The 16818-nt window shown below is 35.1% G+C and carries 10 protein-coding genes and 2 pseudogenes; 5 read left to right on the top strand and 7 right to left on the bottom strand.

Features of this window, described 5'->3' with window-relative positions; genetic code table 11:
• Positions 1 to 430: 430 nt before the first annotated feature.
• Positions 431 to 766 carry a hypothetical protein gene (locus AC0ONG_RS28730; RefSeq protein WP_474205128.1) on the bottom strand — a complete coding sequence of 112 codons (336 nt, stop codon included), beginning with the start codon at positions 764 to 766 and terminating at the stop codon, positions 431 to 433.
• Between the two features lie 2106 nt (positions 767 to 2872).
• Here AC0ONG_RS28730 and AC0ONG_RS28725 point away from each other — a divergent pair.
• Entirely contained in the window at positions 2873 to 3715 is an 843-nt protein-coding gene (locus tag AC0ONG_RS28725) for a hypothetical protein (protein ID WP_098438201.1), read from the top strand.
• A 1343-nt stretch (positions 3716 to 5058) separates the two neighbouring features.
• Here the strand turns inward: AC0ONG_RS28725 and AC0ONG_RS28720 are convergent.
• Together AC0ONG_RS28720 and AC0ONG_RS28715 are read right to left on the bottom strand one after the other, a co-directional pair.
• On the bottom strand, positions 5059 to 6447 hold the full coding sequence (locus AC0ONG_RS28720; RefSeq protein ID WP_474205126.1) for a hypothetical protein: 1389 nt from the start codon (positions 6445 to 6447) through the stop codon (positions 5059 to 5061).
• A gap of 231 nt (positions 6448 to 6678) precedes the next feature.
• A complete protein-coding gene (locus AC0ONG_RS28715; RefSeq protein ID WP_097961510.1) occupies positions 6679 to 6939 on the bottom strand; it encodes a hypothetical protein in 261 nt (86 codons plus the stop codon).
• Between the two features lie 624 nt (positions 6940 to 7563).
• On the opposite strand from AC0ONG_RS28715, the gene AC0ONG_RS28710 reads away from it, so the two are divergent.
• The 3 genes from AC0ONG_RS28710 to AC0ONG_RS28700 all read left to right on the top strand — a co-directional run bounded on the left by AC0ONG_RS28710 (position 7564) and on the right by AC0ONG_RS28700 (position 10987).
• On the top strand, positions 7564 to 7749 hold the full coding sequence (locus AC0ONG_RS28710) for a hypothetical protein (protein WP_141550226.1): 186 nt from the start codon (positions 7564 to 7566) through the stop codon (positions 7747 to 7749).
• Positions 7750 to 8132: 383 nt separating this feature from the next.
• Entirely contained in the window at positions 8133 to 9302 is a 1170-nt protein-coding gene (locus AC0ONG_RS28705; RefSeq protein ID WP_063538514.1) for a hypothetical protein, read from the top strand.
• A gap of 17 nt (positions 9303 to 9319) precedes the next feature.
• Positions 9320 to 10987: a Dyp-type peroxidase gene (locus AC0ONG_RS28700; protein WP_474205123.1), complete on the top strand. Its 1668-nt coding sequence runs from the start codon at positions 9320 to 9322 to the stop codon at positions 10985 to 10987.
• 174 nt (positions 10988 to 11161) lie between these two features.
• On the opposite strand, the pseudogene AC0ONG_RS28695 reads toward AC0ONG_RS28700, so the two are convergent.
• Positions 11162 to 11496: pseudogene (locus tag AC0ONG_RS28695) on the bottom strand (hypothetical protein); the annotation flags it as partial.
• A gap of 816 nt (positions 11497 to 12312) precedes the next feature.
• Positions 12313 to 12432 (bottom strand): annotated as a pseudogene (locus tag AC0ONG_RS28690) (YxeA family protein); the annotation flags it as partial.
• A gap of 364 nt (positions 12433 to 12796) precedes the next feature.
• On the opposite strand from AC0ONG_RS28690, the gene AC0ONG_RS28685 reads away from it, so the two are divergent.
• Positions 12797 to 13672: a LysM peptidoglycan-binding domain-containing protein gene (locus AC0ONG_RS28685; protein ID WP_474205121.1), complete on the top strand. Its 876-nt coding sequence runs from the start codon at positions 12797 to 12799 to the stop codon at positions 13670 to 13672.
• A gap of 295 nt (positions 13673 to 13967) precedes the next feature.
• Here AC0ONG_RS28685 and AC0ONG_RS28680 read toward each other — a convergent pair whose 3' ends face one another.
• Positions 13968 to 15458, bottom strand: a complete 1491-nt coding sequence (locus AC0ONG_RS28680) for a phage tail tip lysozyme (protein WP_474205119.1) — start codon at positions 15456 to 15458, stop codon at positions 13968 to 13970.
• On the bottom strand, positions 15458 to 16207 hold the full coding sequence (locus tag AC0ONG_RS28675; protein ID WP_474205117.1) for a YndM family protein: 750 nt from the start codon (positions 16205 to 16207) through the stop codon (positions 15458 to 15460). Before AC0ONG_RS28675 ends, AC0ONG_RS28680 begins: the two co-directional genes overlap by 1 nt.
• Positions 16208 to 16818: the final 611 nt, after the last annotated feature.

Raw genomic sequence — 16818 nt, 5'->3', positions numbered from 1 at the left:
TTAAAAACCATTATGTAAAGTACTCTAAAGCACATTTCCAAACTAAAGAAAGTATACCAAAAGAGATTTATTATTCTTCAGAAGGCTTTAAGGGCTATATACAGGCAAGTACCGTTTGGGATATGGGAGATCATTTCGCAACACTATATTCCGGAACCGTTATTCGATGTTAGACTTTTAATCCCTTCTCTCTTAATGCTTATAATGATCAGTAGCTTACTGCCAATACTGTAATATCTATTGTTCATAAAATAAACCACAAAATCTTTCGATTTCATGGTTTATCAAATATAAAAATAATGCTAAACAAATACTCTAACATTACCTTCCCCAAAGTTAATTATAGAGTATTTTCAAAAAAAAGACACTCTTGTAGTGTCTTTTTTTTATTATTTAAAAAATTACACCTACTAACATCTTATTGTTGAGACTATTCATTTATTTCAATATGATACTTTTTCATCTCGTATATGCAATAGACAATGATAGCTAAACTCCAACTGACACCATAATAATCATGTGTGTAGAAGTCATATCCCGCCTTAATACCTTTCTCTATTACAACAAATGTAAATCCTAAAGCCACCCATTTGTTAATTTTCATCTTTATAAACGTTAAAGAGATAATTATTAAAAATAAAATATTTGTAAGATGATCTATCATTAGCTCATATTTTTGAATGTATACTGCCATTATACAAGCAACGCTATTAGTCGCAATACCAAAGGCAACCACCGCTCTCCAAATCCTGTCCGAAAGTCCCACTCCTGAGTCAGTCCCTTCCTAAACAAATATCCTTTTCTTTAATTCGTTCCTACACCCTATTCAAGGTATGCTAAATTATCCTTGTCTGATGAATATCTATTTATCTTTTCATATAGAGCAAACAAAATCTCTACTCATAATTTTTTCTTTATTAGACAAACTATGTCTAAGCCGTTTGAACTAGCGGCTTCACTCTTCTGGTAATGGGATAGCAATTTATTGCATTGACTAACTCATTCAACCCACTGGCACCAGCAGACAACAAAATAGTTGTCTGCCATTTTCATGTATCCTTTTTCTAATTTCATTACAAACCAAGTGTGTGCTGTAATGATTTCAAAAAGGACGGAATTTCATTTTTGAAAATGTAAAAAAGATGAGATTCTGTCTACTTTTGGTATAGAACTTTTTCTTTTCACATATGCTATTTTGGAACCTGTTTACCAATACGTGTCCTTATGGTGTCTTGAATTCCTCCTAAAAAGGGCTGCAGATACGACTGCATGCCCTTTTTATTTACGTTGCTAATATGTATTCAATAAAATAATTAAAAACTAAAAATGTAATATAACATATTTTATCAGTTCAGATTATGTTAAGATTTACTTCATAGTCGAATTATGGTTTCTTATCTAATTCAGCAATATGTGAACTGTTTACCTAAAGAAAAGACACCCAGAAGGTGTCTTTTCTTCTTTTAATCTAAAAAACATTTTTCCTTTTCAGTAAGAACCAATTATCCCTCTAATATAAACCTCATATTTAAAGGAAATTTAATCATGGTACTCAAGAGTTTTCGTTTAATTCAATATACCAATAACTTAATTTTCAATCACATTTCCAGCACTATATTTGCTTTCTTATAGATTTTCTGTCTTGTTCTTAATTCTGTCAAAATCCTCATGTAGCTATACAAAGAATATATGCTATTATGATTCTAAGAAACTATGCGTTCCCTTAACCCTGTATCCGAACCTGTATTTTTACAGGGTCTTTGTTTATTTTATTTACTTTTATTGGCTTTTAAGAGTTAATGCACAACCAATTTCAAATAAATCGTTTAAATGTTAGTTAGAATTTGAAATAATATAGCTATTAGCTTTTTCAACAAATGAAATCTAATATCAGATTTCTAAATGTATACTGTACTAAATGCAAGTTAACACTATATACATAGTGTTAACTATATTAATTGAATATTGGTAATAGAAAGTCTAAACATTATCAATTTACTATATATTACATATATGTAAAAATAGATGTATGTTAAGCTTATTCAAAATCTTTCCCCTAATAAAGATTTGAAGTAGCATTTCATGATTCTCCTTACTGTTAACATGCCTTGAAAGAGAACCCTATAGGGTTCTTTTTCTTTTCATTATAACCCTCAGTCAGTCCTTATTTAACGTGAATTAAATACTTAACACTTTATTGTATTAGGCATTTATACAAACTAAACATACCATTATCAATCCCCTGTTTTTTACTATTAATTCCTATCATATAAGATTATCTTTCCTTTTTAGTAATAATTTATTAAACCATATTTCTCTAAAAGGATTTTATTACCCTGCCATTCAGTTCAATAAGCATTATTTCATTGTACTCAAAAATATAACTATAAAGTCTTTTAAATCTAAGAGTTATTTAAGAATCACTCCTTAACCGGTACAGTTTATACTTCATCCTTGCCCCGTACCTCTTGCGGCCAAACAACTTACAATAAATTACAGAGATTACTCACAATTGTATAGAATTCAGCTATCCCCCATCCTAACTCTCTATCTTTAAAAAACTTTTTAACAGAATCTTTCACACAATATGCCATATTTGACAAGCGATTTTAGCACTATTTCAATACATTGTAGGATATTATAACCAAAATAGAATCGATACCCCACAAGTAATTGAAAATCAGGCTAAAGAAGTAGCTTAGATTCAACTTTTCTTATCCAAATATTAACTCAAATCCATCCTATTCCTTCTGTAGTTACTATTAATACATTTAGAATTAATTCCTTTTTTTATACTTAGTATAAAAAAAAGGAATTAACAAACTATATATCTTGAATGAACAATTCAATAATTATAAGGAGAGATGAATGAATGTCAAACATTTATCAAGAAATATGGGATGCGGATATGCATGGAAATGGCATCAAAGCCACTTTCAATAAAGAAGATGTAGATATTCAAAAAGGATACGTTCTAGTTGAACCTACTAAGGTTAGGGGGAAAGAAGAAAAACAAAATCATATGTTATTAAAAGAGGTAGTAATACCTGAAAACAAGAAAAATTCATATGATTTGGTCGAAAAATTATTTAATAATTTCTACTTAGATCCACATTTAAGAGAAGACAATACTGTTGAAGAACAACAAGAAGTAGATGCATTATTAAAACATGCTATACAGTCTGAACCTATGAAGATTTGTAGGACTTTTGTTGAGTCTAGGAAGGGTACAAATTTATCTGACGAGCAGTGGTATACTTATTTGCATAACATTTGGTTTCTACAGTTCGATAGTGGTTCTGGTATTAGCCTAAATGGATTTGAACATGTATTTATTGGAGAAGAAAAGAAAGAAGGTAGTAGCCTAAATGGATATCACTTCTGGTATAAATATTATCTTGAAGATCAAACTGGGCCAAATGATAAAATAGTCTATTTAGGACCAAAAGATAAGAATAGCGTTCCTGACGTTATTACTTTTGGTTATACATTAGAAGCTTCAGATGTTCATATTAATAACGTTTTACTCTTTAAGAAAAAGGGTGGTTTTTTTATAGGCCTTAGCCCAGAAGGATTATTAGCTTTAGGAGTTGCACGTTTTGCCGACACTCTTAGTGAACATAATACTATTGAGATAAATAATCAAGAATATGATTTGGCACTATATTCTTTTGGTAAAAGATCTATGCGAACTTTTTTCCCTATTTATAAATAAAAATCATTTACCTTTATTTATAAGAGATTCGTTCCAAATAAAATACTATGTAAAACAGAAAAGTTTTCTAACTCAAAAAACCTTGTATGGTTATTCTGCCATATAGCATTTTTATTATGTATAAAACTTTAAACTATAAAATTTTTTTAATCGCAAAGATAAATATTCACCTTATACATTTGAACTATCTCAATAAAATTGACAACATAATAAGAGCTTTTTAAAAATTAAATATTGAAGAGATGGCTCCAATATTGTACCGGAGTCCTCTCTTTTTATATCTTTTAATAACAATAGTAACTATATGTACCTTTATAAATTCAATTCTTATTTTAATGTACAGGAATGCTTAACGATTTTATATGCGAATTTATCTCTCATATAGCTGAAAAAAAACTTCATTCAAGCTTATCTAAACAGTGTCCTCTTTATGACATCGATTTTTAGAATCTAACAACTTGACTACATATGAACTATGTCCCCCTAATCATTCTTGCAATTTCCGCCATCGTTTCCCCCTAGATTCTTACATATCGTATATTCTTATATGGCTTTTTCCATACATTCATGTTGATTCCTAAAGAATTCCTCCGTCATTAAGTTATATTCGTGCATGATTAGTCCGCTTGATATTTAATTTATTTTGACTCCCTTCTTGTTTCCAAATAATTTCATGCCAGTTTAATGAATTGCATATCACATTTTTATTGTTTCTTCAAATGATTTTTTAAGTTCATTTACATTCTTTTTTATCACTTAATGCATTCATTTGAACGAGCCTCACTTTTATGAAACTACTATAAATACCTATTTCATACAAAATATCGTATATAGAAATAATGGCTTTTTATTGAGAAGCAAATCGATATTTTTTGTATTACGGGTATATATTTTCATAATGTGATTAGCGTTTCTTTTTCAGTACCGCCCTTTCGATTTCCTCTAAATACAATATGAATTTCCGCTTTCTTTAGTTTTTTTCTAAATAACAATTAAATTAGAATGAGGACGACTTGTACGTCCCTTCCCATGCAGTTCTTCGAAGAGATGTTCTTTTTCAGACTGTTCATAGACTTTCTACCAACGAATTAGGCATAATTTCAATTTACCCTTTCCAATTATATACAAAAGTTATTCTAAAAAGAAATTTGTGTAGATTCTTTACATTTTTTTAGTTGTTTCTAATGACTTTCATTATAAAATAAGATAACTTAATTTCCGTTTATCTTTTACATTGTTTGAGCGAAGAATAAGATATAAATCCATATAAAAACCCCAGATAGGCAATTTATTTGATGTTTGCACTACCTGGGTATGATTAACCAATATATTACGTATTGACGTTAATTACGATAAAGTAAGTGTCGTACAATATCTCCAGGGTGTACCACAAATAAGGGTCCCCAAGAAGGATTAGAATCATGCATTGCTTTTAACGACGTAATCATCCTATCAAAAATAACAGCAACATCTCCATCTTTCGAAATAGCGGCTGTAACAGCAGCAGCAACTATATGAGCCGCATAAATTCCTGATTTGTATTCTTCAGGCAACGAACCCAATGTATTTAATGAAGAGCGTAACTGAGCAACAATTAACTCATCTTTATTTTTCCAGTTTTGAATCTGATTTAAACTATGATTTTCCAAACTAATTAATTTTCTCTTCACTATAGTAGAAGCAACAATTTGAGCTGATTTCTTAGCCTCATCATTACTTATTGCTATTCCCTCTAGTTGAATCTCTGAGAGATCTTTATCTACTTCAGTTTCAATTATCTTCTCCCATTCTTTCGCTTGATCAAATTCAAGCAACCCTACAGCATACGCTCCTAAATACCCTCTTAATATATCAGCTGGATGAGGATCTTGATCAGGTCCCTCATTTCTAAGGATAGCTTGTCTTATAAAGGCCGCATTTAAACCACGAAAATAACCGACTAAACCTATCGCTGCCGCAGGACCTAAATTCAATATACCTAAAACATCAGACGCAGTTTCATCAATACGGGAAGCCCAATATTCAGATAAATCATGTCCAAAATTTTGTTCCTCCAACTCTGTTCTTACACTTTCAGCTAACTCAGCCAGTAATCCAGTATCAGCATGTAATATGTCATGACCGCCTGTTTCATGTCCTATACTTGACCAAGCCAAAAGACCTTGTGTCGCATTAACTGGCGGGAGATTAACAACAGCTACCTCCACCCCAAAAATAGAAGTTGCATCTACTGGCCAAGTATATGGGCCAGCCTTTGGATTTCCCCATTTAACAAGTGGCGGAATAATACTCAAATCTGGTGGTTTAACTCCTGCTCTATCTTCTAAGCTCAAAAAACCATCATAAAGATCACTTACTAATTCTTGAAAAGCCCCTGTAGCATTAGGTTTATACCCTTCGCCATGCTGAAGAATAGCCTGAGCAATGTCTAGCATTAAACCTGCTTTTTTTTCTCTTTTTGGGTCCCTCAATAATATTCTAGTAAACCCTTCTTGTCCCAATTCATTGAGTTTTTTGATAAAAGGTTTATACATTGTATCACGGTATAAAGGAGGCAACTTATCTCGTAAAGTTTCTAATCTCCCACGTAGTTCATGGTAATTAGTTGGATCCTCTGGTCCATCAATATTGGTTAATGCTGCTTTTCTAACATCTTCAATACAATTTTTAAGATTACTTATATCTGGTTTACCTGTGACTAAATTTTTCTTTGTACCATCTAGATTTTTCATTATTCGACCTCCAAACAAGATTTATCACAAGTATTATTTCCCTCCCCTAAAAATATATTCCAAACCATTAACTTCAATTCGAACGATTAAGATGGCTTCCTGTCATCCCTTGCCCGATGCCATTTCATCTCACACCTACATAATTTCGTGTTAAAGTAATTACATCCTCTCTTCTAACAAGGTAACCCCTATCCCACAAGTCCGCCTGGCCTCCTGCATATAACCAGTCTCCTACCTGATTTTTATTCTTAAGCCTCTCATCCAGGTGCCCGTTATCACATCTATCCAACTGTATATTTTTTCTACATCGGTATTATTTACTCCATAAAACGCAAATTTCCGTTCTTTATTCATAACAATTAAAAAATGTGTAAATGCATAAATTTTAGCTCTTTCTAATGCAATTTGACTTATATCTTCACGTAAACACGGAAATGAAATAGGAAACTCTTCTCCTAAGAAAATAGGATCAAATCCTTCATTTGAACCCATTATAGAAAAGCCTCCTTCTCTACAAATTTTATGTAGATTATTTTTTCTTCCTGCTGCAAAAAGCCTAGGAATAAATCTCTATGTAGCATTTATAATCTGTAAATATGTTGATTACCCCATCGATTTTTTTAGTTAAAACAAATTTGCCACACCGTTTAGATTCTCCTATTATTTACGATATTTATGCATATCAAAGTAAAAACTATAATCTAACGATTATATCGATTATTATCCAATTTAAAAGGATTGGTTTTTAATCTTTTAGCGGTCACTTAGATTTAATTCTTTCTGTAATAAAAACCCAAATAACAGTTAATACTACACTTTGAGTTGGAGGTTTTTAAAATGATAAACCATTCAAACCCTCTCAATTTGACTAATGAAAATGCGCAAATTAAAAATGAAGCCCTTTTCTCAAAACGGTAGAGTTATACCCACAAATAGAGGAGGATTGGCAAGAATCTTAAGAACGTTCGGGACTTTCCCTGCTTTTTTGGCTATCTTTGGAAAGCCCTCTACGATTCTCAGGCATTAGAATTTTAAATATCTGAGAATATTTTCGAGTTTCAAAGGTTTTATGGATTAGCAGAAACTAAGACGTTTACTGAGCGGACTCGTGAGCTAATGACAAAGTCCACATGCGGAGTACCCGATATACTAGCGGTTACAGCAATAGACTTTTCAGCACTATGTCCCTGGGACGAGAAACGGATAGCCTATGCATTTGATATTGAAACGAAAGATATTTCTAAAAAATGGGGAACGCGATACGACTTGCCTTCAAGTCGTGAGAAGACACTACTTCAATAATATTATGGGAGGTTTTGATAATAGTGAGCACACTTGAAGTATTGGGACTTCTCCGAACGCATTTGATGTAGAACTGTTGCATTGCGCGAAATGGGACATATATTAGGTTTAGCTCATTCCAATGGTCCATGAGCGATTATGTTTCCTTCAAATTCTCCAAACCTTATTAAGAATGTCCTGTCACTAGATATTATTGCAGGAACAGAAAGACTTTATCAAATTCATAAACTGAAAAATAACTTTCTCATTCGAGGATGCTGGTGTAGTGAAAATCTGGATCCTAATTGTTAATGTAATAGTTTCGTCTGAATCTGAGCAGAATCAGATGTTTAAATCCGTCTACTATTTACCAATAAAAATCAATTAAGAGAGGAATAATCATAATGACAATTGTAAGACGTTTTCATTCTCCAGGTAACTTAAAGGACTTTGACTCTATCCCTAATCAGGTTGAGGCTTGGCATGAAATCATCTCCGATTTTTTCAATAGTAACATCCAGGACGTTCAACAGGAATTGGCGGCATTAGGAGGTATACCCCAATTCTATAATCCGTCTATCACTGAAACTTCATCGGACATGCAAACGCTTGACATTACTTGGAACGCCTTTCCACGAGTGATTCAAATCCGTAATCACAACAATCCAGATTTATATCTGCCAGCGGCAGAAAAATTGAATCCTAATGGAATTCGGCAACATGATGAGTATTGCGAGTGGCATACAGAAAGAGACCAAGAAAATAAAGTGTTACGAGTCACCTTTACTTGTGAGGGACCTGAGTATTGGCAAGCATTAGCGGATGGGTATCCTACAAGATATAGTGGTCCTAGAACGGCAGGCGCTCAGGGTAGTAAAGACGTACTCTTGGCAATGTATCAAAAATACATTAGCAAGGACGTAAGCTTGACGGATCTCCTGAATCCAGATGGGACCTATAACCCTAACAACAAGTGGAATACCACGCATGGCGCGATGCATCTAATCCAACCAAACAACACTTTATCTGCTGAAATTAACATTGCAGCTCGCGCAACAATTTTGCGTAAGGACGCTCATGGGGAAATGATTAATGAGCCAACTGCTCTAATCAATTGCTCCCGTTTCGGTGAAGCTCAACGATTCAGCGATCCGACTATCGGATTTCAGGTAAATAAATTGGCTCAGCAAGGATTGATGATTACACTGCAAGATCCCGTAGGTCTCTATATTTCCGACTTAGATACAAGCGGTTTTGAAGCGCCTGATGGTAGTGATCCCGCTCAGTACTGGACCATTTTGCGCGGTCAGAAAGGACAGGTTTTACGAGCCGTGTATGAAGTTCCTGCATCTGCAAATTTCAAAGTAGGTGATATGACAATCGATGGCCGCCCTATCGAATTTGGTGGACAAATTGCTGAAAGTATTACCATGAAATTGACTGGAGTAGCCAGTAAGCATCATTCTATACAAAACCCGTTGCTTACATGTCCTGGTTCATCGGATGATGCGGTTAGACCCGCAGGTCTTGTCGCTGGAGACAATGAAATATTACCAACGCGCGTCATCAGGTAAAAAGGAGGAAAGTTGCTATGGCACCCTTTGAAAACGAAGAGCTCAATAAAAATAATGTAGCCCCTCTAGAGCAAGAACCTTTATTGCATGTAAATCAGATTCAAGGTAATATCTTGGGTGGATTCAACAAAGACTTTCAGCAATTTCTCTTTTTCGAAATTGTTGACCCTAATTTGGCGAAACAATGGATTCAGTCCATCAGTTCACAGATTTCCACCACACAAGAGGTTGTGACGTTCAATCGTTTGTATCAAATGATGTGGGCCAGGAGAGGATCGGAACCAACTGGCTTAATTGCTACTTGGATGAATATTGCCTTTTCATATGCTGGACTAAAAAAACTGGTTTCGGAAGAATCACTTAAGGACTTTTCAAAAAATGGACCTTTTGCACTTGGAATGAAAAAGCGTTCGGGAAAGCTTGGAGACCCTAGGGACCAAACTTCGGAAGGGAACCCTAAAAACTGGGTGATTGGAGGCGACGCTAATTCCCCAGAGATTCTTCTCATTATTGCCAGTGACTCGGAGTTGGAGCTCGATAAAAAGGTGCAAGAGATAAAGAAGAATTCAACCATCGAAAGCGGCTTGAAATTAGTTTATGAAGAAGCTGGGAGAAATCGTAACGACCTGCCAGGGCATGAACATTTCGGTTTTCGGGACGGGATTTCACAACCAGCCGTAAGGGGACGTTTCTCCACTGCATCAGGAGATATGCTCACCAAACGTTGGATTGACCCATCAGATAAAGCATTTCTCACTGATGCAGAACCGGGTGAAAAATTAGTATGGCCAGGGGAGTTCGTTTTCGGATATCCAAGCCAAAACGATCAATCTCTAGATCCAGTTCCCGTAGAGAACGAAGACTTGCCTATAAAATATGGTGTGCCTGTTTGGGCAAACAACGGTTCCTTTCTGGTCGTGCGTAGACTTCGCCAGGATGTAGCAGGCTTTTGGGAATTTGTATTAGAGAAGGCCAAAGAGTTAAATATGTGCCCGACACTTATGGGAACGAAAATGGTAGGGCGTTGGCCAAGCGGGGCACCGCTTATGCGTTCTCCTGAAACAGATAACCAGGAGTTAGCTGAAGATAATCACGCAAACAACCATTTCTTATATGGATCTGATACTACCAATATAAAATTGAGCCCCAACTTGAATTACGCTGACCCTTTCCCACAAGCGAAAGAAGATTCTTTTGGCAGACGGTGCCCTATATCGGCACATATCCGAAAGGTTAACCCAAGGGACTCGGCTACAGATATAGTAAGTGAATTTTCCAGCCTGACCCGACGAATACTCAGACGCGGGATTCCTTTTGGCAGCCCACTAAACGTGAACCTTTCAATGCCTCCATATAACGATATGGAAAATGGTAACCGGGGATTGATGTTTTTGTGTTATCAGACCAGAATCGATTTTCAATTTGAGTTTCTGACCAAGGGATGGGCCAATTCACCGGAATTGCCTGTTGGCTCTAAATGTACTAACTCAGGCGATATTTGCCCGCCACCCGGAGAGGACCCAATTATTGGACAAAATGGTGATGGAAATAGGGGCCGCACTTTCACGTATACGACGAACAAATCGATGGATATCATGAAGGAGTTTGTTATTCCTACAGGTGGAGAATATTATTTCCAGCCCTCGGTCGATGCGTTGAAAACAGTCATAGGGAGCCAGGCTTAAACATAGATGCAGTCCATTGATGATAAATATTAATTCAAAACCCCGATCCTCCGTTACCGGACTTAATCGGGGTTTTATTGTACGTGTTCCTTTTTACACATGTGATATGTTGGTTGGTTAAGCAAACTTATTTAGCCCCCCTAAAACTTAGCAGAAGAGTGTAGAGCTGCTTTAATTTTTCCACATCATGCTCAAATCAATTGTATCAACATCACTATCATTCATATGTAATCCTAGTAAATCATTTAATTCACTAATATGTACTTTACCTTCTACAACAACATGTTCTTTAATCATTTGCTGAATCGGTGAAAGCTCATCTCCATAATATTCATCACGGATATCACCTAAAATTCTTCAATTGTTACCTAACCAGCTGTACCGCCATATTTATCATATAATACAGCAAATGGTATACGTTTCTTTTGCATTTTTCATAATAGATCATGTATTGGTATGGTTTCATTTGCTTCAATATCTCGTAAGTATATGGCTATGTAAGAAAGGTTTGAGGTCGCTTACTCTGGCACTCACCCAATTATAAATAGACAATCAGCTAAAAGGTATACAATCAAATATAGTATTATAAAAACTAAGTTTAAGATAAGGAGTGATTGTCTTTGTATTATCGTCAATATCAACATGAATATCCACCTGAATATTATGAATGTATGAAAAAATGCGAAAATCCACCTTATTCATACCCTTCTTATGAATGTGATATGCATTGTGCCCCTAAATACCCACCAAGACCTAGCTACTTGTCCATTCCATACTCAATGCAGACCTCACAAACACCTACAGCACTCTATGGATATAACCCTTACTCAATACTAGTAACTCGGCCTCCTTGGGAAAATAATCCTTGTTATATAGAATGCAGAAGATTGGGAGTGGATGATTATCACTGTAGAATTAGATGCGAGTGGTTGTAACAAACAAACTTAGAATAAAAATTTAAAAAATCCATCTTATCTAAGGTGGGTTTTCTTATTTTATCTAATGTAACAAGCTACATGAAAAGTTACATTCGTTACGCTTATTTTAATAGGATTGTATAAAAAGCTTGTTATGCTAGGGCTAATTAAAAAATATGTTACATTCAAAACATTGATTTCAAAGAGATTGAGGCAATGGCGGATAATTCAAAAGAAATTAAAGACGTACAACCTATAGAACATTAGAGAAGTTAAATAATATGAAATGGGTACTAAAACGCCACTATTCAGAACTTGACTACATACTATTTCTTCTAGGTTTCTTGGCGTAAATAGGCAAAAAAGAGGCAAACCCTTCATGTAGGAAATTCTGCCGTTATAAATGGCTTATTTCACGTGTAACTTTTCTTTTACTTTCGCAGGAAGTTCGACTTTCTTAACCTCTTCCCAAGCTGTTACGCCTTTTTTATCAGAATGGAACACGCGTAAGAATGCTTCTTTCCGAAGTTATTTAAATCCATTAAGTTTCACCGCTTTTTCATTACCTTTTCGTCAAGCCCTTGTAATTCATAATTATACTCTGTGTATTTATTTCTTTCTTTAGATACACTCGACTTTACCAGCTTCCCCGCTGCCATGAAGAATTGTACAATGAATTACATTAATAGACATGCTAACACTTATTGAGAAAATAGTATGTACATCATTATGTTTTTCCGCTTAAATAATCTTTGAAGAAATAGTTATACAGCTAGGTTATGTAGTCTAATATTATTAATTAGAAGGGATACTGATGTACTTTTTATAAAATAAAATTAAATTGAACCTCTTTACACTTAATGAATAATATAGGCAATAGAGGTGAAATAGCATGATATATATAGTTAAACCTGGCGACACTTTAGCTGGAATTGCTGCACAGTTTGGCTTCACGCCCAAAACCATTATGGAAAATAATGTGATTTGTAATCCCAATTTAATTTTTATTGATCAGCCAATTTATATTCCCAATCCTGCCATAGAATACGGCAAAGTAGGTGGATACCCTTACTATGTAGTACAATTCGGCGATACTTTAGAGTGCTTAGCAGCCCATTTTAATCAAACTGTAACAAACCTAGCTGCAGCTAATCAACTTTCTAATCCTAATCAGATTTTTGTTGGTGATGAGTTGCTAGTTGGAGTCAATAGACCTAATCCTGAAGTACTTTTTTCTCGTTGGAATCCAGATGATTGTGAATATACCAATAATAATATTGCCTTTGATTATCATTTAAGTGGATCCTATCTATGGGAATCCCTTGGTGAAAATGCAGTACCCTATCTAATTCGATTATTAAAACATAAATGCGCGACTATACGTTTTTTTGCGGTAGTAAGTCTTGGAAGAATCGCAACAGGAGACAGTACGCGCCTAGCGTTAGAAAAGGCTTTAAAAGATGAAGATTCTAAGGTAATAGAATTAGCTCATTTGGCCTTGTATCGAACAGAATTGGTGAAAACATATACAAAAAGACTGCATTTAGTTACCAATAATCTAGAGCTTATGCCAGAACCTAAATTTGAATCTCCTTCGGTTTCTGTTCCTGTTCCTAGAGGTACTGAAGTCATCTCTTTGAGATGGAAAATCCCAAGCACAACCGATGAAGAAGGACCATGGGGTGGTGCTCTATTCTATGACCAAGTACAAATTTTGAAAAGTGGAAAAGTGGGCTATCTTCCTCGATTAGGTTTGGGGCTAATATAAAATAAATCACTGTTGTATGATATTGATAGAGAATTGAACTACTAACACTTTAAACAGTCCAGCAAAGTGTTAAGCGTTAAGTAGTTCAATTCAATCCATAAATAAACAAAAAGTTTAGTTTTTTTAGATGGTTATTTTCGTTTCCGTATTCGGTTTCATGCGGCTAAATTTGCCAACCAAGTACAGGACATAATATTTGTACTATTCGCTGTTATCTAATTAAAGATTATTTTACAGATATAACTTTTAATCTAATTTAAGAACAAGGCTGCCAATGCTGATTTCCTTCATGCTCCTATTCCCCTACATTACTTGCCAAACTCCGGTAAATAGAATTAGCAAAAGCAAAGCGATCAAGAAATCCAGGGTCACCTGCAAGTTCAAATGAACACTCAAAAGCAATTACTGCTTGATAAATGCTCATTTTCTTTAAGCTTTCGTAACCACCAAAGGCATTCAAAAATGTCGCACCTACCCAACCTGTCTCTCCTTTTAAATCTTTCAAAATGTATTCAAGTTGAAACTGTAAATCCCATTCCCGACCATGGGCACTACTCTTTAATTTATCCCAACGTCCTGGAGTTTCCCACTGACCAATACCTCGTCCAGGTCCACCACGGTCTTGATACGTTGTTGGTTTCATTCTAGACTCTTGTTGTAAGTTACCCATAATACCAGCAGTTGCTGTAGCTGAAAACCCTTCATTTATAAAGAAATTCCAAACTTTATGATGGATTGAAGTTATTACAACATGTTCAGATGATATTGGTATGCTTGCGGTAGGTATAACGATTATAGTTCCTTCGCTAGGTTTATTGTTTATTCCTGGATTCGCATCTTTAATCGTAGCTTGTTTTATTTTGAATTTTCTTGCTATTGCCTCGATGGTGTCATTACGGTTACCGTAGTGATGAACCCTATACAAGAACGCGCTAGCAGGATCGTTACTAGGTTCTCTTGCATCAATGGGGATATTGACCGTAGACCCAATTTCGAGATTCTTTGCGTCAATACCTGGATTTGCTTTTTTCATCTCCTCCTCATTGACACCATATTGCTTTCCTATTAAAAACAGGGTCTCACCTTCTTGAACTATATGCTTTCGTATTTTAGGTGTGGCGTTTCCAGGTTCTCTTGCATCAATAGGGATATTGACCGTAGATCCAATTTCTAGATTCTTTGCGTCAATACCTGGATTTGCTTTTTTCATCTCCTCCTCATTGACACCATATTGCTTTCCTATTAAAAACAGGGTCTCACCTTCTTGAACTATATGCTTTCGTACTTTAGGTGCGGCATTACCAGATTCCCCCGTACTAACCTCATCTAAATATTCAGGACGTCCAAAACCAACGATTTTCCACTTTGGAGTTCCGCTAATGGAACGCTTACGACGTTGTACTTGTCCACCATCAGCGTTCGAACCACTTCCTGTGTTACCCTCGATAGTTTGTACGGTGTCACTATCAATAACTTTCTCTACCCATCCGATATGGCAAATGCGCTTGCCATTATGGAAGAATGCATAATCACCTTTTTGCGGGTTTGTGTACCACGCGCCTTTGTTCTTAAAAAAACTAGCATGATACGGAGTGTAAGCAAACTTACCGCATATATCCGTAGCCCCTACTTGATTTGCACACCATGCTTGAAACATATCACACCACGGTTGACCGTCTTGTCCGTACCACTTTCCGTATTTTGTTTTATTTGAATCAGCTGGCGTTTCGGTACTGCCAATTTCTGCTGCTATAACAGCGCCGAGCTCTGAAATTTTACATGCCATTAGTGATCGCCTCCTAGATATTTCGGGGTTTGTTCAGGTTGATTTTCTGGGTCTGCCTCAGATAGTCTATTACCAGTATCTTCTAGCAAACCTTGCTTGATAAGGTCCTCATCACTCATTATTTCATTTTTAGTATCTGTCATTACGTCTGAAAGGACTGGCGTCAGTTCTTCTGAATAGTCATCGTCTCCTAGATATTTCGGAGTTTGTTCAGGTTGATTTTCTGGGTCTGCCTCAGATAGTTTATTACCGGTATCTTCCAGAAAACCTTGCTTGATAAGGTCCTCATCACTCATTATTTCGTTTGTAGTATCTGTCATTACGTCTGAAAGGACTGGCGTCAGTTCTTTTGAAGCTTCTGTTTGGTATTGTAGTGTGTTTGCTGGTCGTTGTCTTGTTAATCTGTCAGACAGAATATTTTTGGACAAGTAACGATGGAACATGTATTCAAATAATGCAACACCAATAGCAGCGATGAGCGACATAATCAACTCATCATCCCCGTATGTTAGGTTCTCACTCATCAACCAGATGACTACAAATGCCAAACCAAAATCAATAATTGTTGCCACGGTATTATTTGTTCTAGGTAATATCAATAAATCACCAATTAAATACGCTGCAGCACACAAAACAAGTGTTATTAAAAAGATGTTTCTAAATTGCATGTTAAAAAAGAAACCGAGAATGACGGACAAAAGGATAAGATTTGATACAAATTTTACTGCAAAAGCCTTAACATGTTTCATGTAAAGAACTCCTCCTTTTTTCGTAGTGTGCTAAAACTTTTAAAATTTTTTCAAGCTTCGAGTTCATATTTTAAATATTCACTCTTCTGTTTTCGTCCTCACTTTTTCATTTATAAGAGATTTTAGAAAACACGACTTTATTAAGGGGAGTGAAATCTAACCATACCTATCATTTGTTATACAACAAGGTAATATAAGTGCTAGTTCTTACCAGAATGATTAAGGATAAAAAATACAAGTAACAAAGAAAAAAGCCCTATTGTGAGGATTTTTCTTTATTATAAATTAAGGATATAGTTGTTGAAGCTTTGAAATAAAGTTTGATTAAAATGAAGTCTTTCCTTGTGAATTACTATGTAATTTTTATAAAAAGTACGATTGTTTTGTTATCCATTATTTTGTTTTGTTCTCCGCTAATTTAGTATCTTTCTTTACATTATATTGACTATTAACCATTATATTAGAGATAATAAATGTAATGATATAAATAATGCCATGGAGGTTTAGAATATGAAAAACATAATGGAATTCCTCAACAATCCATATATTAAATATCCATTAACTGTGATTTCAGCTATAGCTATAATAAAAACAGGTTATGATTTAGGTTC

This window comes from Bacillus sp. TCT6, assembly GCF_056033845.1.
This window is presented reverse-complemented; position numbering and strand designations above follow the sequence as displayed.

What these genes read in the sequence shown, in the direction of transcription:
- AC0ONG_RS28725 (WP_098438201.1), top strand. Translation starts at nt 2,873, where the DNA reads ATGTCAAACATTTATCAAGAAATATGGGATGCGGATATGCATGGAAAT.
- AC0ONG_RS28720 (WP_474205126.1), bottom strand. Translation starts at nt 6,447, where the DNA reads ATGAAAAATCTAGATGGTACAAAGAAAAATTTAGTCACAGGTAAACCA.
- AC0ONG_RS28715 (WP_097961510.1), bottom strand. Translation starts at nt 6,939, where the DNA reads ATGGGTTCAAATGAAGGATTTGATCCTATTTTCTTAGGAGAAGAGTTT.
- AC0ONG_RS28710 (WP_141550226.1), top strand. Translation starts at nt 7,564, where the DNA reads ATGACAAAGTCCACATGCGGAGTACCCGATATACTAGCGGTTACAGCA.
- AC0ONG_RS28705 (WP_063538514.1), top strand. Translation starts at nt 8,133, where the DNA reads ATGACAATTGTAAGACGTTTTCATTCTCCAGGTAACTTAAAGGACTTT.
- AC0ONG_RS28700 (WP_474205123.1), top strand. Translation starts at nt 9,320, where the DNA reads ATGGCACCCTTTGAAAACGAAGAGCTCAATAAAAATAATGTAGCCCCT.
- AC0ONG_RS28685 (WP_474205121.1), top strand. Translation starts at nt 12,797, where the DNA reads ATGATATATATAGTTAAACCTGGCGACACTTTAGCTGGAATTGCTGCA.
- AC0ONG_RS28680 (WP_474205119.1), bottom strand. Translation starts at nt 15,458, where the DNA reads ATGGCATGTAAAATTTCAGAGCTCGGCGCTGTTATAGCAGCAGAAATT.
- AC0ONG_RS28675 (WP_474205117.1), bottom strand. Translation starts at nt 16,207, where the DNA reads ATGAAACATGTTAAGGCTTTTGCAGTAAAATTTGTATCAAATCTTATC.